Origin of the sequence: Paenibacillus alba (genome assembly GCF_013204855.1) — a bacterium.
Lineage (GTDB): Bacteria > Bacillota > Bacilli > Paenibacillales > NBRC-103111 > Paenibacillus_E > Paenibacillus_E alba.
Genome location: NZ_JABMKZ010000003.1, coordinates 550,489 through 567,425 on the forward strand (window position 1 = coordinate 550,489; position 16,937 = coordinate 567,425).

General features: G+C 46.7%; 18 protein-coding genes. 17 read left to right on the plus strand and 1 reads right to left on the minus strand.

Annotated features, from left to right (window positions below):
• The first annotated feature begins 120 nt into the window (after positions 1–120).
• The 5 genes from HQN90_RS06115 (at position 121) to coaD (ending at position 3,011) form a co-directional block, all read left to right on the plus strand.
• On the plus strand, positions 121–264 hold the full coding sequence (locus HQN90_RS06115) for a hypothetical protein (protein ID WP_173216914.1): 144 nt from the start codon (positions 121–123) through the stop codon (positions 262–264).
• 186 nt (positions 265–450) lie between these two features.
• Positions 451–582, plus strand: a complete 132-nt coding sequence (locus HQN90_RS06120; protein WP_338042281.1) for a phage tail assembly chaperone — start codon at positions 451–453, stop codon at positions 580–582.
• Between the two features lie 300 nt (positions 583–882).
• The gene (locus HQN90_RS06125; protein WP_173216916.1) at positions 883–1,392 is read left to right on the plus strand and encodes a hypothetical protein; all 510 of its coding nucleotides are present in this window, start codon (positions 883–885) and stop codon (positions 1,390–1,392) included.
• 530 nt (positions 1,393–1,922) lie between these two features.
• Positions 1,923–2,483 (plus strand): 16S rRNA (guanine(966)-N(2))-methyltransferase RsmD, encoded by a 561-nt coding sequence (gene rsmD, locus HQN90_RS06130; RefSeq protein ID WP_173216917.1) that lies wholly within the window; start codon positions 1,923–1,925, stop codon positions 2,481–2,483.
• A gap of 24 nt (positions 2,484–2,507) precedes the next feature.
• Positions 2,508–3,011: a pantetheine-phosphate adenylyltransferase gene (coaD, locus tag HQN90_RS06135; RefSeq protein ID WP_411830250.1), complete on the plus strand. Its 504-nt coding sequence runs from the start codon at positions 2,508–2,510 to the stop codon at positions 3,009–3,011.
• 16 nt (positions 3,012–3,027) lie between these two features.
• On the opposite strand, the gene HQN90_RS06140 is transcribed toward coaD, so the two are convergent.
• A complete protein-coding gene (locus HQN90_RS06140) occupies positions 3,028–4,320 on the minus strand; it encodes a nucleoside recognition domain-containing protein (RefSeq protein ID WP_173216919.1) in 1,293 nt (430 codons plus the stop codon).
• Positions 4,321–4,467: 147 nt separating this feature from the next.
• Here HQN90_RS06140 and HQN90_RS06145 point away from each other — a divergent pair, with 147 nt between their 5' ends.
• From HQN90_RS06145 to smc, 12 genes are all read left to right on the plus strand, one after another.
• The gene (locus tag HQN90_RS06145) at positions 4,468–5,607 is read left to right on the plus strand and encodes a SepM family pheromone-processing serine protease (RefSeq protein ID WP_173216920.1); all 1,140 of its coding nucleotides are present in this window, start codon (positions 4,468–4,470) and stop codon (positions 5,605–5,607) included.
• A 69-nt stretch (positions 5,608–5,676) separates the two neighbouring features.
• Positions 5,677–6,186 carry a YceD family protein gene (locus tag HQN90_RS06150; RefSeq protein WP_173216921.1) on the plus strand — a complete coding sequence of 170 codons (510 nt, stop codon included), beginning with the start codon at positions 5,677–5,679 and terminating at the stop codon, positions 6,184–6,186.
• A gap of 38 nt (positions 6,187–6,224) precedes the next feature.
• The gene (gene rpmF / locus HQN90_RS06155) at positions 6,225–6,398 is read left to right on the plus strand and encodes a 50S ribosomal protein L32 (protein ID WP_029195321.1); all 174 of its coding nucleotides are present in this window, start codon (positions 6,225–6,227) and stop codon (positions 6,396–6,398) included.
• A 120-nt stretch (positions 6,399–6,518) separates the two neighbouring features.
• On the plus strand, positions 6,519–7,130 hold the full coding sequence (fapR, locus tag HQN90_RS06160) for a transcription factor FapR (protein ID WP_167387999.1): 612 nt from the start codon (positions 6,519–6,521) through the stop codon (positions 7,128–7,130).
• Positions 7,114–8,118 carry a phosphate acyltransferase PlsX gene (gene plsX, locus HQN90_RS06165; protein WP_173216922.1) on the plus strand — a complete coding sequence of 335 codons (1,005 nt, stop codon included), beginning with the start codon at positions 7,114–7,116 and terminating at the stop codon, positions 8,116–8,118. Before fapR ends, plsX begins: the two co-directional genes overlap by 17 nt.
• Positions 8,115–9,101, plus strand: coding sequence for a beta-ketoacyl-ACP synthase III (locus HQN90_RS06170; RefSeq protein ID WP_216855212.1), 987 nt, complete (start codon positions 8,115–8,117; stop codon positions 9,099–9,101). Before plsX ends, HQN90_RS06170 begins: the two co-directional genes overlap by 4 nt.
• 67 nt (positions 9,102–9,168) lie before the next feature.
• Positions 9,169–10,119, plus strand: coding sequence for an ACP S-malonyltransferase (gene fabD / locus HQN90_RS06175; protein ID WP_173216923.1), 951 nt, complete (start codon positions 9,169–9,171; stop codon positions 10,117–10,119).
• Positions 10,106–10,846: a 3-oxoacyl-[acyl-carrier-protein] reductase gene (gene fabG, locus HQN90_RS06180; protein ID WP_173216924.1), complete on the plus strand. Its 741-nt coding sequence runs from the start codon at positions 10,106–10,108 to the stop codon at positions 10,844–10,846. Before fabD ends, fabG begins: the two co-directional genes overlap by 14 nt.
• Before the next feature lie 84 nt (positions 10,847–10,930).
• Positions 10,931–11,164 carry an acyl carrier protein gene (gene acpP / locus HQN90_RS06185; RefSeq protein WP_028558238.1) on the plus strand — a complete coding sequence of 78 codons (234 nt, stop codon included), beginning with the start codon at positions 10,931–10,933 and terminating at the stop codon, positions 11,162–11,164.
• Between the two features lie 96 nt (positions 11,165–11,260).
• On the plus strand, positions 11,261–12,496 hold the full coding sequence (gene fabF, locus HQN90_RS06190; protein ID WP_079408672.1) for a beta-ketoacyl-ACP synthase II: 1,236 nt from the start codon (positions 11,261–11,263) through the stop codon (positions 12,494–12,496).
• A 61-nt stretch (positions 12,497–12,557) separates the two neighbouring features.
• A complete protein-coding gene (gene rnc / locus HQN90_RS06195) occupies positions 12,558–13,259 on the plus strand; it encodes a ribonuclease III (protein WP_079408673.1) in 702 nt (233 codons plus the stop codon).
• Positions 13,260–13,355: 96 nt separating this feature from the next.
• The gene (smc, locus tag HQN90_RS06200; protein WP_173216925.1) at positions 13,356–16,931 is read left to right on the plus strand and encodes a chromosome segregation protein SMC; all 3,576 of its coding nucleotides are present in this window, start codon (positions 13,356–13,358) and stop codon (positions 16,929–16,931) included.
• Positions 16,932–16,937 lie beyond the last annotated feature (6 nt).

The following is a 16,937-nucleotide window of genomic DNA, read 5'->3' on the forward strand; positions in this document are numbered from 1 at the left end:
CCTTAGATGAGTACAATATTTATGTTTCAAATTACTCAGATAGGTGGGATGATGTCATGACAACACACGACAAACAACAAGAAAATCACGCTAAAGACCAAAAGGATAACAAACCAAATCATGGTAAGAGCAGAAAAAAGAAGTAGCAGAAATAATGGCATTGATGAATATAATTTAGGTGGTAGTATAAGCATAAAAAAGCCCGTGGATGCTTTCCATTGGGCTTTTTGTTTGTCCGATACTTCTGGTAAAAGAAAAGAATAGTATCTATTTCCAGACTTGTATATTGTTGTTTTATAGAACTCTCGTTATGTATAGCGCTTTTGTATTCATTAATATAGAAGGAAAATAAAAACGGTGCCCAATCGGTGCCCAAATACCCCACCTGAAATAACAGGGGGTGAACATGTGTTGAATTTCAAATAAACCAATAATATCAAGGGTTTATAGGTGTTATACCATATTGACCAGTCGGAGTACCTTTCTAAGATGGCCGTTGCCAGCGTGCCATTTCCCAACCTAAAAGAAGCCGAGTTACAAAAATCCTATGGTGTTCTAAGGGCTGAAGAGGCAAAAAACTAATAGAGGGAGGCGGTATGAAAACGGAGAAAGATGCGATCCAGATTCAACAGCCGTCCTTCTGTACTATGCTCATTCCAAGCTTCGGAAGCTACCACATGAAATCATGAGGCTTCCAATAAGCGAAAGGGCTTTTATATTCGCTTCTATCCAATTATATTCGAAAAAAGAAGCAGATGAAGCTAAGAAGAATCGTTAATAGATGGATCTACTTTAAAAGTAATGGTAAATAAACCCATGGTTTGGTAAAATGGAGCTATTGAAGTATCATTTTTAATCTATGCACGACAGGAGAATTGTATCATGGCTAAAGCTATCGTTACCCTTATCGACGGATTACCTTTAAAAAACTCTAAATCGCAACTTGAAATCACTTTCGATAATGATTATTTAATCATTAGTGAAACTATTGCTAAAGGCTTTAAAATGGTAGTGGATAATACTTTTAAAATACCACTTGCTAATTTCCTAGAATCAACAGTTACAACAGAGAAAGAAATAGTATCCCAAAGTAAAAGCGTTATAGGGAGAGGTATCGTCGGTGGGGTACTGTTTGGTCCTGCAGGATTACTGCTGGGTGGCATGTCAGGTATAGGTGATAAGAAAAAAACGAAGGTGAGCGATGTTTATATCGTTTCATATCTATCGTCAGCAGAAGAAGTTAGGAACATAACTTTTACTATGCCTCCGTTGATGGTGAGCGTAACCAAGAAATTTGATAAGGATTTAAAAGAAAGAATGAAAATGGTGCAACTAAGCGAAGGCGCACAAAGAATCCTTGGCAGTGTTTCACGCACTGAAACAATATTATGATTCGAGTTTCAAAGGCGTCCCAAATGGGGCGTTTTTTTCTTTTTGAAAGGGAGGGTAAGGGATGGCAACCGTTGGCGCTAGTCTTAAGTTGTTTGATCAGTTTCAAATACGCTTAATCAAGCACAGCAAGCAATGAATTCAACTTTGATTGTGGCTAATCGACTAAAGCAGACGCTGCAAGGGAGTCTCATCTTGCAGTGGTCGTGAAGCAAATAGTGTATTAAATGAAATAGTAGTCCTGTTATACGTAAATAAACCCTTATACAATAAGGGTTTAAGGTAGTTGTACCATTAAATTATTACGACGGCCCTTTTACAGGCCGTCTCATGGGAGAGGAGAAACCGGACGAAGAGCTTATGGGGAAACGTAAGTCTTCTCCGCGGTTGTCTACGACATTCTCTGATGTCGATAGTTCAAGGATGACCGTTTTACAGGAAATTTATACATGGAGCGCATAATTTTTTTGTGTCCGAATAGAGCTTGTGGTACGATAGCAAAAGAATAGCCAGCTAGAAGGGAAATACGCAAGATGAGAGTGATTTCAGGCACTGCGAAAGGTCGGTCGTTAAAAGCTGTACCAGGTACCAGCACACGACCAACAACGGATAAAGTGAAAGAAGCGATCTTCAGTATGATAGGTCCTTATTTTGAAGGGGGACAAGTGCTCGACCTGTTTGCCGGAACCGGCGGACTTGGGATTGAGGCGCTTAGCCGCGGGATGGACAAGGCTGTGTTCATTGATATTGAGAAGAAAAGCATCGACACCGTCCAGCACAATTTACAGACAGCCGGTCTGAAGGATCAGGCTGAGATTTATCGAACAGATGCCACTCGGGCACTGAAAGCGTTAGCCAAGCGGGAACAGCAATTTGAGCTGGTTTTCTTGGATCCTCCGTATAAAATGAAGTTGATCGCGGAGCTGATAAGCACTATGGAAGAGCAGGCGATTGTTGTACCGAATGCCACCATAGTGGTAGAACACGAGGCGAAGGATATTTTGCCTGAAGTGATCGGCAGTTTTAACCAACAACGAAGAGCGGATTACGGCGATACAGCTGTAACGATTTATTTGCGATCCGTAGAAGGATAAGTTCTGAGAGGAGATGACAGCATGATGAAGCAAGAACACGGAAGAACGGTAGCCGTTTATCCAGGGAGTTTCGATCCGGTAACACATGGCCATCTTGATATTATACATAGAGCGGCAAAGGTGTTTGATAAGTTAATTGTAGCCGTACTTAATAATACGTCCAAAAACCCGCTGTTTACATTAGAAGAAAGAATGGAGCTCATTCGCCAAGTAACGAAGGATCTACCGAATGTTGAGGTGGACGGGTTTCGGGATTTGATGGTGAATTACATGAAATCTCGCAATGTTCGCTTAATTGTGCGCGGGCTTCGGGCTGTATCGGATTTTGAATATGAATTGCAGATGGCTTCGACCAATCATAAGCTCAATTCAGATGTTGAGACTTTTTTCATGACGTCCAAGCCGAGTTTCTCCTATTTAAGTTCTAGCATTGTGAAGGAAATAGCTAGGTTTCACGGCCCCGTAGAAGATTTGGTTCCTGTCGAGGTTGAGGAAGCGCTCAAGCTTAAATTTCCAAGAGACAATTAAATGTAACAGTTTCAAACTAAAGAGCTTTCTTGCGGAAAGCTCTTATGAATGTTGAGGCCATCAGCATGATGAGCAGCACAAGTAGGAACTGGGTTAGCATTGGCCCCCATAAGCTCCATGCAGAATCACCGTTTAGCGGGAATGATGCCGCCGGGGATTCGTTTGTTGTTTTATTCAGCCATAGAAAGCTGGGCTCTGTTTCTGCCAGAAGCAGCTGCAATGGTTTCCAAAGCAGGATTGTGAAGATGAAAGCAAGTACGGCGTGCAGGACTCGGGATCGGAAGAAAATGCGATAGCGTGCTTCAGTTTGATGTTGAAAGCCGACCACTTGCGCATGCGCAGACAAGCCGCCCCAACCTAAGAATGCGCTAATAAGCGCCATTTGGGCAAGCAAAGAGAGTCCTTCAGCTTGACTCCAGGCATAAGCACCCAGGTGAATCTCCAGCATACCTGTCACCCACTCAGCTGAAGTGTCGGTATGGATGTTCATGGATTGGAGCAAGGCATGAGTTGCGGGCTTCAGTATATGGGTGAGATGTGAAATGTGGACAACATTGATGAGGACAGAAAAGATCATCATGTAGCCACCCACTAGCATTAAGGTTTGGACAGAAGAAGTTACCGCATCTCCGAGGAGCTTGCCGAAAGCCCGACCATCACGCAAATAAGCTTGACGCATCGTAATGAATGCTTGACGCCAGACAGAGGCGGAACGAGGCTCAGGGCTCAAAGGAGCGGGACTGTGTTCAGATGCAGGAGCTGCAGGTTGCTGTGTTTTTTTGGAGAATTTCATCTGTAGAATGCCAGCTGCAATAGCTGAGATATAATGAACTACGGCAAGCACGACACCAAGCTTGGCACTATGCAGAAATCCGACACCCACAACGATAATAAGGAACAAAGGGCTGCATAAATGTGATAATGCGGTTAATCGCTCTGTTTCTGTTCGGGAGATGAGTTTTTTTTCCCGCAGGCTAGCAGTAATTTTGGCTCCGGTAGGAAATCCTACAATAAGTCCCGAAGCTAAAGCCCATCCACTGACACCGGGAAGGCGAAAGATTGCCCTCATCAGAGGCTCAAGAAGAACGCCGGTTCCTTGGATGACGCCGAATCCGATCAAGAGCTCGGTCATAATGAGAAAAGGCATCATCGCAGGAAATACAAGCTTCCACCAAACCGTAAGGCCTTCAAGTGAAGATTGAAAAGCTTTGTCCGGAAATAGAATGACAGACACAACGACAAGGGCTGCCAAAGCCCCTAGTGCCAGCGTCGTTAATTTGGAGTTGGATTTTGCTTTTATAGACGGCATGCCATTCACCTCATCCTTTAAACATGCTTCATTTGTACGCAAAAAAGTGCGGGTTTAGACCAAGCATTGCTTGGACACGAAGGTAAGCCATGAAGGTAAGTGGACAAGTGGCAAATGTAACCAGACACCAGGAGGAGGGGGACCTGCATGGAAAATGAAGAAGATAGTGTTCGTACCTGGTCGAATGACTCCTACCGCTACCCGCGGAGATCAGCGACTAGAAGGTATTTAATATCGGCTGTTGTGGGGATAGTGATTGTTTATTTATTGCTTTTTGTAAAGCTTCCATTTTTTATTTTTATGCCGGGAACTGCGGAAGAAATTAAACCCATGGTCACCATAGCGAAAGGTTCGGATATAGAGAAAGGGACTTTGATGCTGACTACGGTACGAGTGGCAGATGCCAATATAGTTAATTATTTAATTGGTCTCGTTCATCCTTACGAAGAGATACAACCGAAGACGAGTGTGCTGAAAAAAGGGGAGTCTGAGCAGGAGTATTCACAACGTCAAGAATATGTGATGTTGACTTCTCAAGCGAGTGCGATACAAGCCGCCTATACACACGCCAAAATTCCCTTTCACATCAGCCATGAAGGCGTAATGGTGCTCCAGACGCTGCCAGGCTTATCTGGGGAGAAGGTTCTCAAACCCGGAGATATCCTGTTGAAAGTCGGAGATAAAGAAGTGAAGGTCGCTCAAGATTTGCTGGATACGCTGAAGGGGAAGAAAGCCGGAGAATCCATCCCTATCACGTTTATGAGGAATAAGGTCGAACAGCAAGCCACGCTAGCGTTGGGAGCACTGCCCCTTCAAGAGGGGGAAAAGGAAGCAAGGGCTGGTATTGGCGTTGTGCCGGCAGACATGCAGTCTGTTAAAGCGGATCAAGCTGATCAGCAGGTTACGATTAAAGCAGGCGAGATCGGCGGACCGTCCGCAGGATTAATGTTTTCTTTGGAAATTTATAATCAACTTGTACCCGAGGATATTACCAAAGGCTACAGAATCGCTGGAACAGGAACGATTGAAACGGATGGTACGGTAGGTCCGATTGGCGGTATTGAGCATAAAATCATTGCCGCGGATCGCGAGAAAGCGGAGTATTTCTTCGCTCCGAAGGATATGACGTATAAAGACGGCACGCAAATTTCGAACTATTCAGACGCCGTTCACAGAGCTGAGCAAATTAAAACGAAGATGAAAATTATTGAAATTGGATCCATGGACGACGCGCTCAAATTTCTAGCAGCACTGCCGCCAAAAGAAGTAGAGAAGAGTAAGAAATAATATAAATTAAATTGACAAAAGGCAAGTAAACTGGATATAATAATCTTTGTTTGTTTGGGGTGAAAAAACATGCAAATTCGTTTTAGAGAGCTAGCCCTTAAAGGGCAGCCGGTTCATATGACGGAAGAATTGAATTTGACGGAACCTTTTGAAGGTCGTCAAGACATTCTTGGTCATGGTCCAGTACGTGTCGATCTTCATGCTATGCATGAAGATGGAGTAGCAAAAGTTAACGGTACGTTAACGCTAGACTTGGAGTTAAGCTGTTCACGATGCTTAACGCACACGAATCAAACAATCGAGCTTCCTTTTGAGGAAGTCTTCATGCAGAAGCCTGAGGAAGAAGATCCGGATCTTGATGAGGACATTCATTTGGTCGTTGGAGATAAAGTCGATTTGGAGCCTTACGTTGTAGAGAATGTAGTGGTCGGTTTACCGTACATACCACTTTGTGACGAAGCATGCAAAGGTCTCTGTCCTGTGTGCGGAGAGAATCGTAATCTACATGATTGCGGCTGTAAGCAGGAGAAGATTGATCCTAGACTTGCAGGTCTCGCGGACTATTTTAACAAAGAATAAGGCAACGCCGGAAATTCGTATAAGGAGGTGTTTTGAATATGGCAGTACCTCAAAGAAGAACGTCCAAAACTCGTCGCGACAAGCGCCGTACTCACTTTAAATTGGAAGTTCCAGGCATGGTGAAATGTGAACAATGTGGAGAACTGAAGCTGGCACACCGCGTGTGCAAGTCTTGCGGAACTTACAAAGGTAGAGAGATCGTAAAAGCATAAGAATGGACATAGTACTTCATCCAAAAAGTGAAGTGCTATTTTTTTTGCTTTCTTTTTGGTTGTAAATTTAATATACTACAGTTTAGTATCTGGTAATAAGATGAGATCTCACGAGATAAGGTGGTGCTCACCATCGAACGCCTTCCTAAACGACAAAGGCAGCAGCAATTGCTTCAAGCGATTGAAGTCAATCCTTTTATGACAGACGAAGAACTGATGCGTACGTTTGGCGTTAGTATCCAAACCGTCCGATTAGATCGATTGGAGTTAGGTATTCCTGAGCTGCGGGAACGAATGAAGCATATGGCGGTCAAGACGCATGACCAAGTTCGATCATTATCCATTGATGAAGTTATTGGAGAAGTTATCGATATACAGCTGGATCAAAGCGGTATTTCGATTTTTGAAATTAAAGAAGATCATGTTTTCTCAAGAACCAAAATTGCAAGAGGACATCATATATTCTCACAAGCGAACTCTTTGGCGGTTGCTGTCATCGACGATCCGATAGCTCTGACGGCTTCCGCAGACATTCGTTTTATACGATCTGTGAAGCTCGGAGAGAAATGCATTGCTAAAGCTTATGTGCGCTCTGTATCCAAGGGGAAAGCAAGAGTTGAAGTGTCTTCTTATGTTGGGGATGAGGCTGTTTTTCGAGGCAATTTTGTGATCTTTCATTCGAAGAAAGAGCATCTAGATAGGGAGGACAAGCTGCATGCGGATCGCGATTGATGCAATGGGCGGCGATAATGCTCCTAAGATCGTAGTGGAAGGTGCACTCGCAGCGGCCAAGGAATGGAAGGACGTACATATCATCCTGGTCGGCAACAGCGCCGCGATTGAAGCTCATCTGACAGAGCGGCCGGCGAATCTAACGATCCGTCACACTGAAGAAGTCATTGAAGCGGAAGACGAGCCTGTGAAAGCTGTTCGCCGCAAAAAGGATTCTTCCATGGTTGTGGCCGGAAAGTTAGTTCGTGAGAAGGAAGCGGAGGCTATGATTTCCGCAGGTAATACAGGAGCATTGATGACGACGGGATTGCTGGTCGTTGGTCGGATTCCTGGGATTGAACGTCCGGCGTTAGCACCGATGATTCCTACTATGGACGGACATGGTGTGCTTGCGCTGGACTTAGGTGCAAATATGGATGCTACACCAGAGCAACTTGTGCAATATGCCATTATGGGAAGTATTTACCGTTCCAAAGTGCATGGCGTTGCGAAGCCTCGGGTAGGTCTGTTGAATGTAGGAACAGAAGCAGCCAAAGGGAATGAATTAACCAAAACAGCATATCCTTTAATGGAACAAGCACCTATTCATTTCGTGGGCAATGTGGAATCCTCACAAGTGCTCCGTGCCAAATGCGATGTTATCGTATGTGACGGTTTTGCGGGGAATATCATGCTGAAAACCTTGGAAGGCGCGGCTTCCGCTATTTTCTCGGCACTCAAGCAGGAATTTACAAAAACTATATTTACAAAGCTGGCTGCGGCTGTCCTGAAACCGGGACTTACCCAATTCCGCAAAAAGTTAGACTATAACGAACATGGGGCAGCCCCGTTTCTGGGGATTGATGGCCTTGTTCTGAAAAGCCATGGCTCCTCAGATGCCAATGCCATTAAGAATGCCGTTCGCCAAGCGCGAATAGCCCTGCAAAATGATTTGGTTGGCACCATATCCGCCGAAATAAGCCATGGGAAGAGTGATATAACAACATGAATCTAATACCAGTTGGGGTCCTCGGAACGGGGAAATACGTACCAGAGCGTATATTAACGAATCAAGAACTTGAAACCATGGTCGAAACGAATGATGAATGGATCGTCAGTCGAACAGGGATTCGCGAAAGAAGAATCGCAGCAGAAGGACAAGCTACCTCAGATCTATGCTATGAAGCTTCCCTCCTTGCGATGGCTAGTGCAGGCATTACCGCGGATCAACTTGATTTGATCATCGTCGCGACCATTACACCGGACATGTCTTTCCCGTCGACTGCTTGCGTACTGCAAGAGAAGCTGGGCGCTAAGAAAGCAGCTGCTTTTGATCTTTCTGCCGCTTGCTCCGGTTTCGTCTATGGCTTGGCGAATGCTTCGAACTTCATTGCAACAGGAACTTATAAATATGCGCTCGTTATTGGGGCGGATTGTTTGTCCCGCATTACGGATTATACAGATCGCAACACATGCATTCTTTTTGGTGACGGAGCTGGAGCAGTAGTAATTGGCGAAGTCCCTGAACATAGAGGTTTCAAATCATTCGAGCTGGGTGCTGACGGTACAGGAGGTCCTCTTCTGAAAATTGAAGGCGGCGGTTCGCGAAATCCGGCCTCGCAAAATTCGATCGATCAACGTTTGCATTACATTTACATGGCAGGGGCGGAAGTGTTCAAATTCGCGGTGCGGATTATGGGGAATGCTGCAGATGAGGCTTTGCGCAAAGCAGGCTGGGAAAAAGCAGATATTGACCTGCTGGTTCCTCACCAAGCGAACATGAGAATTATTCAAGCATCTTTAAACCGTTTAGAATTAACGGATGATAAATGTATGATCAACCTGGACAAATACGGCAACATGTCGGCGGCTTCAATTCCAGTCGCACTGGCAGAAGCTGCGGAGCAAGGCCGATTAAATGAAGGCGACCGCATTGTGTTGGTTGGCTTCGGCGGCGGCTTGACTTGGGGCGCGTCTGCCTTGGTTTGGTAAACACATTTCTCACAAGTCATCATCATTTCATCTTAAAATTTATCGCCAAAGGGGATTTTTTTCTCGTATGGGTAAAATAGCATTTGTCTTTCCTGGTCAAGGTTCGCAGTCCGTAGGGATGGGGCATGATTTGTTCACGAATCATCCTGGGGCTAAAGCCTATTTTGAGCGCGCGAATGAAGCGCTGGGCTTCTCTTTATCAGATTTGATCTTCGAGGGTCCAGAGTACCAGCTGAAGATCACGTATCACACGCAGCCTGCACTGCTGACAACAAGCATTGCTTGTCTGGAAGCGTTCAAGGCTGCGGGCATTGCACCGGACTATGTCGCAGGACATAGTCTGGGCGAGTACAGCGCGCTCGTCGCAGCCGGCGTGCTCGGCTTCGAAGACGCGGTCCGCACCGTGCGGGCCCGCGGCGAGTTCATGGAGCAGGCCGTCCCAGGCGGCCTGGGTGCCATGGCAGCCGTGCTGGGAGCCGAGCGCGCAGCGCTGGCGGAGCTATGCTCGGCTATTACAAGCGGCGGCTCCGTCGTGGAGCTCGCCAATGTGAACTGCCCGGGACAGATCGTCGTCTCGGGCAGCCGCGAGGGCGTTGCAGCAGTTGTCGAACGCTGCAAAGAAGCAGGCGCGAAGCGTGCCATACCGCTCGAGGTGAGCGGGCCTTTCCATTCATCGCTCATGAAGCCGGCTTCGGAGCGCCTCGCCGAGGTGCTCGCGTCCGTCGAGATGAGTGAGGCAGCCGTGCCCGTTGTGGCCAACGTAACGGCTCGTCCTGTCTCGCAGCCCAGCGACATTCGCGGGCTGCTGGTAGAGCAAGTGTATTCTCCTGTTCTATGGGAAGATACGATTGCGTACTTGATCGGCCAAGGCGTCGACACGTTCATTGAGCTTGGCTCAGGAACCGTTCTCGCCGGATTGATCAAGAAGGTCGACAAAACAGTGAAAACGGTGTCCATTGGAAGCCTAGAAGCTCTGGAGAAGTACACGCAGGAGGTACACAATCATGCTAACGGGTAAAGTTGCACTCGTCACAGGTGCATCTAGAGGTATTGGCCGGGCGATTGCTTTGCATTTGGCTGAGCATGGCGCTGATGTTGCTGTGAACTATGCAGGAAGTGAAGCGGCAGCCGGCGAAGTAGTTGCAGCCATTGAAGCAATGGGACGCAAAGCTGTCAAACTGCGTGCAGATGTCAGCAGTTTTCAAGAAGCTGATGATTTAGTTAAGCAAACGTTAGAGATTTTTGGTAAAATTGATATTCTTGTGAATAATGCAGGCATAACAAGAGACAATTTAATCATGCGAATGAAGGAAGAAGAGTTCGATCAAGTCATCGCTACGAATCTGAAGGGCGTATTTAATTGCGTGAAAGCCGTTACTCGTCCTATGATGAAGCAGCGATTCGGTCGAATTATTAATATATCTTCTGTAGTTGGCGTGCTCGGTAACCCGGGTCAAGCCAACTATGTAGCAGCCAAAGCAGGCGTTATTGGTCTAACCAAAGCGACGGCTAGGGAACTTTCTTCTCGAGGCATTACCGTGAATGCGGTGGCTCCAGGTTTTATTGAAACCGATATGACCGACAAATTGTCGGCCGAGATGCGAGAACATATGTTGAAGCAGATTCCACTGGAACGTCTTGGCCAGCCTGAGGAAATTGCAAAGGTCGTGCGCTTCTTGGCGTCTGACGATGCTTCCTACATGACAGGCCAAACACTTCATGTAGATGGCGGCATGTACATGTAAGATTTGCCAGAAAGAGAATCTAGAAATTGCCTACTGGCAATCTGTCAAAGATTCTCGTATAATACCAAAGAGGAGGTGAACCGGATGTCCGACGTATTGGATCGTGTTAAACGAATTGTAGTCGATCGTCTAGGGGTTGATGAAGCTGAAGTCACCCTCGAAGCATCTTTCAAAGAAGATCTTGGTGCTGATTCTCTCGATGTAGTTGAATTAGTAATGGAATTAGAAGATGAATTCGATTTAGAAATTTCAGATGAAGATGCTGAGAAGATTACGACTGTAGGAGAAGTTACGAATTACATAAAATCTCATACGTAATAGTCTACCGAGTCCCGTTTCTAATCAAGACGGGACTCTCTCTCCATTTTCAACCAACAACAAAATAAAGTCTTCCTACATAAGAAGGTGGTACATATGAACAGAGTTGTAGTTACAGGTATGGGCGTAGTTACTGCCCTTGGTCAAGATTTGGAAACGTTCTGGGGGAATTTAACCTCTGGTAAATCCGGTGTCAGCTTAATTGAGAATTTCGATGTAAGCGAATACCCTACTCGCATTGCAGCTGAAGTGAAAGATTTCAACATTGAGAATTATGTGGATCGCAAAGAATCTCGCCGTATGGACCGTTTCGTTCAATTCGCAGTCGCGGGAGCCATTAATGCACTGAAGGACGCTAACTTGAATGTGAAAGAAGATACGGATCCTGAACGCGTAGGCGTTTCCGTAGGTTCTGGCATTGGCGGTTTGAATACTTGGGAAGAACAACATAGAATTCTTTTGGAAAAAGGGCCGAAACGTGTTTCGCCATTCTTCATTCCAATGATGATCGCGAACATGGCTTCTGGCCATATCTCGATGGTGACAGGCGCCAAAGGACCGAACTCCACAGCTGTAACCGCTTGTGCAACAGGAACGCACTCCATTGGGGATTCCTTCAAAATGATTCAACGCGGCGATGCTGACGTGATGATTTGCGGTGGAGCAGAGGCGACCATCACACCAATTGGTGTAGCTGGTTTCTGTGCGCTGCGGGCAATGTCTACTCGAAATGAAGAGCCGCATTTGGCAAGCCGTCCGTTCGACACGGATCGTGATGGGTTTGTCATGGGAGAAGGCGCAGGCGTCATGATTCTGGAGTCTCTGGAACATGCGCAGCAGCGCGGAGCTCGCATTTATGCGGAAGTGATCGGTTACGGTATGAGCGGCGACGCTTATCACATGACAGATCCGGATCCGGACGGGGCGGCACGTTGTATGGTGAAAGCGATTAAGGATGCAGGAATTGCACCAGAGTCCATTTCTTACATCAATGCTCACGGAACTTCTACTCCTGTAGGAGATAAATCGGAGACAATTGCGATTAAGAAAGCTTTAGGCGAGCATGCCTACAAAGTAGCAGTAAGTTCTACGAAATCCATGACAGGCCATTTGCTTGGTGCTGCGGGCGGGGTGGAAGCTGTTATCTGTGGACTGACGATTTCGAACAGTTTGATTGCGCCGACGATTAATCTGGTGAACCAAGATCCGGAATGTGATCTGGATTATGTGCCTAACACAGCTCGTGAAGCTAAGGTGGATATTGCGATGTCCAATTCCTTCGGCTTTGGCGGACACAATGCAACAATTATCTTGAAAAGGTTTGAAGCATAATTTGCCTTCCTACGAAGAAAGATAACGGAATATCATTCTCTCGGGGTGGTGAGTTAAGCGGATGAACCGTGATATTAAAGAACTGCAGCGACAAATCGGTATTACGTTCCGTAAGACCGAGCTGCTGAAGCAAGCTTTTACCCATTCTTCCTATGTCAATGAACACCGCATTGCTGGACATAAAGATAACGAGCGGCTGGAATTTCTAGGCGATGCTGTCCTTGAGCTAACGGTTTCGGAATTTTTATATGACTCATATCCAGGGCGTTCGGAAGGCGAATTGACGAAGCTCAGAGCATCTATTGTGTGTGAGCCGTCACTAGTTACCTTTGCGGAAGATTTGGATTTCGGTGCTTTTGTTTTACTCGGCAAAGGGGAGGAATTGACGGGCGGGCGCTCCCGACCGGCACTCCTTGCAGACGTTTTTGAATCCTTCGTAGGTGCTTTATACCTCGATCAAGGGATTGATGTCGTCAAAGGGTTTCTCAAAAAGCATGTATTCACGAAAATTTCCAGCGAAGGCAAGCTGCTCGTTATTGATTACAAAACGCAATTGCAAGAGCATACTCAACATCACAATATGGGTTCTCTGGAATACCGGATTGTGAACGAACGTGGACCTGCACATGAGCGTGAATTTGTTGCAGAGGTTTACATGGATGTTGAACTTTTGGGGACTGGCGCTGGACGTTCCAAAAAAGAAGCAGAACAGCAAGCAGCAGCTCAAGCTTTGTTGAAATTGAATGTAACTATTCAGCGATAACGAATATAGCTAAGGGAGGCAGCTGCGGCTGCCTTTTTTGGTTTTTATCTCTTATTTTCAGAAGGGATATGTTACAATAATTTTTGAGGTGAGACCATGTTTTTGAAACGGATTGAATTATCCGGGTTTAAGTCTTTCGCAGATCGGACGGAGCTGGAATTTGTGCGCGGTATCACCGCGGTTGTAGGTCCCAACGGAAGCGGAAAAAGCAATATTTCAGACGGTATCCGCTGGGTATTGGGGGAGCAAAGCGCAAAGTCTTTGCGTGGCGGTAAAATGGAGGATGTTATTTTTGCGGGCAGCGATTCACGCCGAGCTGTTAATTATGGGGAAGTCTCCCTGACACTCGACAATACATCGCAGTCATTGCCGCTTGACTTTAATGAAGTAACGGTAACTCGCAGAGTGCATCGGAGCGGGGAGAGCGAGTATTTAATTAACAAGCAGCCCTGCCGTCTGAAAGATATAACCGAATTGTTCATGGATACGGGAATTGGGAAAGAAGCATATTCCATTATTGGACAAGGACGTATCGAAGAGATTTTGAGTACCAAATCCGAAGATCGCCGGGGCATCTTTGAGGAAGCTTCGGGGATTGTTAAATATAAATCACGCAAGCGTGAAGCGGAAAAAAAACTAAGTGATACCGAGCAAAATTTGCTGCGGATTCACGATTTGGTGTCTGAGCTCGAAGATCAAATTGAGCCTCTTCGCGAACAATCGGAGAAGGCTATTCGTTATAAGGAGCTTCGGGATACGCTCAAAAGCAGTGAAATTGCGATGTATGTGCATCAAATCGATCAAATTTATCTCGCTTGGAATGAAGCATCGCAGAAGCTGGAGAATCTCACGAAAGAGCAAACAGAGCTTTCTACTGTAGTGAACCAGCACGATGCTCATCTGGAGAAGCATCGCTGGGAAACGCGCCGTTTGGAAGAGGAACTCGAGAAGCTGCAAGAAAGCCTGCTTCAGCTGAGTGAAGATTTCGAGAAATGTGAGGGACACGGCGAAGTTCTTAAGGAACGCAAGAAGAACTACGTGGCGAATCAACAACAGCTTAGCAGCACCCTCGCTATGCAGGAGCAGCGCAAAATTGATAAAGAAGCTGAACTTAGCGAACATCGGGAGAAAATTATCCAGATCGGTGCGCAGCTGTTTGAGTTTCAAGCCAAGCTGACGGCTGAGGAGCAGCGGCTGCAAGGCGTTAGCGGCGGCATCAGTTCTTCGCCGGAAGATCAATTAAAAGGCGAGCTGCTGGAGACGTTGAACCGGATGGCGCAGGCGCGAAACGAAATTCGTTATGCCGAGCAGCAAACCGAGAGCATTGGCCGTCGTCTGGAAAGATTGGACGAGGAACGCCACAAGTGGGCGGAACAACGCGAGAAGATTACACAGCGCAAGCAAGAGTTGACGGCTAAGCTGGAAGAAACCGTGAATGAAATTGAAGAAGTAAGGCAGCAATATGTGCAATTAACGCAAAGCTTGAAAAACAAGCAAGCTTTATTGGACGAAGCGCAAGGCATGGTTCGCAAATGGGAACAGAAGCTCGATGCGCTAACTTCTCGTCGAGATACGATGAAAGAAATGGCTAACGATTACGATGGGTTCATGCAAGGTGTTAAGGAAGTGCTCAAAGCGAAAAGCCGCAAGGATTTGCGCGGAATTCGCGGCGCCATTGCCGAGCTAGTGAAGGTTCCGGCTGATGTGGAGATTGCGATCGAGACGGCGCTGGGCGGTGCCTTGCAAAATATCGTAGTCGAAACGGAAGCGGATGGCCGTGAAGCTATTGCTTTCCTGAAACGCCGCCAAATGGGTCGAGCCACGTTCCTTCCAATGAATGTTATACGAGGGCGTTCCATTTCGGATAACGAGCTCAGCTCATTGAAGGCTGCCAAAGGCTTTATTGGATTAGCTGTTGACCTTGTTTCTTTCGATGCTACATATCAAAATATTTTTTCGAGCTTGTTAGGCAATGTTGTTGTTGCACAAAGCTTGGAAGATGCGAATCATATTGCGGCAAAAGCGCAGTATCGCTATCGGGTCGTGACGCTTGAGGGGGATGTAGTAAACCCTGGGGGTTCGATGACGGGCGGAAGCCTGCAGAAGAAATCAACGAACTTGTTGGGACGGCAGCGTCAGATTGAGGAATTGGATCAAGAGATCAAAAGTTCCGAGCAGCAGCTTAGCGGCTTGCGCAATCAATCCAGCGTCATGAAGCGCGAGATTACGGACGACATGATGACGATCGAGCAGCTTCGCCAGCTAGGAGAGCAAAAGCGTATCACGGAACAGCAAGTTCGCGCGGAACTAAATCCCTTGGAATCCGAGAGCCGCACGGTTGAAGAGCAGCTATCGCTGGATACGCAAGACAGAAGCTCACTGCTGCAGGAGAAAGCAGATTTCGGACGCAAGAAGACAGAATCAGAAGCAAATCTGGCCGAGCTGCAGCAGGAAGAAGCTTCCCTTCAGCATGCCATTCGCGAGGCTGAAAGCTCACGCAAAGCGAATGAATCCGAGAAGGAAGAACTGCAAAGCCAACTGACGGATTTGAAGGTCAAGGTGGCGTCTATTTCGCAAGAAAAGCAATCCCTCCAAGATCAACAGCGGCGGTTGCAGCAGGACCTTAGTGAAGCTGATCGAGAAATGGATACGAACCGTGGGCTCCTTGCCCAGCTGGAACAGGATATGGCGCTCCTTGAGCAGGAAACCGTGCTGCAAATTGAGTTGTTGAACGATCTCAAGCTGAAAAAGCAGCAATGTACGGAAAGTATCGAATTTAAAAGAGCTGAACGTACGGACTGGTTGTTTAAGCTTGAACAGGGAGAGAATGAAACTCGCGCCCAGCGGCAGCAGCTGAAACAGGTTGAAGAGAGCTTGCATCAAACGGAAGTTCGTGTGACCCGGTTGGATGTGGAACTCGAAAATCTGCTGAAAAAGCTGGCCGAAGAATATGAGCTTAGCTATGAGCTGGCCAAAGAACGCTATCCCATTCCTGAGGATATCCAAGGTACGCAAAACAAGGTGCGCGAGCTGAAACGCGAGATTACTTCCCTGGGAGTTGTGAATCTTGGGGCGATTGAGGAGTATGCGCGTATTTCGGAGCGTTTTGAATTCTTGAGCTCGCAGAAGGATGATCTGATCGAAGCCAAAACGACGTTGTATCAGGTTATTCGAGAAATGGACCTAGAGATGTCCAAACGGTTTAAAACGACTTTTGATGCGATTCGCTCGCATTTCGGTGTTGTATTCGCCAAACTGTTCGGCGGCGGGCGTGCCGATTTGATTTTATCTGAACCAGAGAATATGCTGGATACAGGCATTGAGATCGTGGCACAGCCTCCTGGGAAAAAGCTGCAAAACCTTCAGCTTCTTTCTGGCGGAGAGCGTGCGCTAACCGCAATCGCCTTGTTATTCTCCATCATCTGTGTGAAACCAGTGCCATTCTGCGTACTGGACGAAGTAGAGGCTGCTTTGGATGAAGCGAACGTATCCCGTTTTGCAGAATACTTGCGTGAATTCTCGGAAATGACACAATTTATCGTCGTTACTCACCGCAAAGGGACGATGGAGGAAGCGGATGTGCTTTACGGCGTGACCATGCAAGAAGGCGGCGTTTCCAAGCTTGTTTCCGTTCGCTTGGAGGATGAGGAAGCCGTTGTCTCCGCATCATAATCAATT

Excerpts from the sequence above, each read along its gene's own strand:
- HQN90_RS06115 (WP_173216914.1), top strand. The coding sequence starts at position 121 with ATGGTAAGAGCAGAAAAAAGAAGTAGCAGAAATAATGGCATTGATGAA.
- HQN90_RS06125 (WP_173216916.1), top strand. The coding sequence starts at position 883 with ATGGCTAAAGCTATCGTTACCCTTATCGACGGATTACCTTTAAAAAAC.
- rsmD (WP_173216917.1), top strand. The coding sequence starts at position 1,923 with ATGAGAGTGATTTCAGGCACTGCGAAAGGTCGGTCGTTAAAAGCTGTA.
- coaD (WP_411830250.1), top strand. The coding sequence starts at position 2,508 with ATGAAGCAAGAACACGGAAGAACGGTAGCCGTTTATCCAGGGAGTTTC.
- HQN90_RS06140 (WP_173216919.1), bottom strand. The coding sequence starts at position 4,320 with ATGCCGTCTATAAAAGCAAAATCCAACTCCAAATTAACGACGCTGGCA.
- HQN90_RS06145 (WP_173216920.1), top strand. The coding sequence starts at position 4,468 with ATGGAAAATGAAGAAGATAGTGTTCGTACCTGGTCGAATGACTCCTAC.
- HQN90_RS06150 (WP_173216921.1), top strand. The coding sequence starts at position 5,677 with ATGCAAATTCGTTTTAGAGAGCTAGCCCTTAAAGGGCAGCCGGTTCAT.
- rpmF (WP_029195321.1), top strand. The coding sequence starts at position 6,225 with ATGGCAGTACCTCAAAGAAGAACGTCCAAAACTCGTCGCGACAAGCGC.
- plsX (WP_173216922.1), top strand. The coding sequence starts at position 7,114 with ATGCGGATCGCGATTGATGCAATGGGCGGCGATAATGCTCCTAAGATC.
- HQN90_RS06170 (WP_216855212.1), top strand. The coding sequence starts at position 8,115 with ATGAATCTAATACCAGTTGGGGTCCTCGGAACGGGGAAATACGTACCA.
- fabD (WP_173216923.1), top strand. The coding sequence starts at position 9,169 with ATGGGTAAAATAGCATTTGTCTTTCCTGGTCAAGGTTCGCAGTCCGTA.
- fabG (WP_173216924.1), top strand. The coding sequence starts at position 10,106 with ATGCTAACGGGTAAAGTTGCACTCGTCACAGGTGCATCTAGAGGTATT.
- acpP (WP_028558238.1), top strand. The coding sequence starts at position 10,931 with ATGTCCGACGTATTGGATCGTGTTAAACGAATTGTAGTCGATCGTCTA.
- fabF (WP_079408672.1), top strand. The coding sequence starts at position 11,261 with ATGAACAGAGTTGTAGTTACAGGTATGGGCGTAGTTACTGCCCTTGGT.
- rnc (WP_079408673.1), top strand. The coding sequence starts at position 12,558 with ATGAACCGTGATATTAAAGAACTGCAGCGACAAATCGGTATTACGTTC.
- smc (WP_173216925.1), top strand. The coding sequence starts at position 13,356 with ATGTTTTTGAAACGGATTGAATTATCCGGGTTTAAGTCTTTCGCAGAT.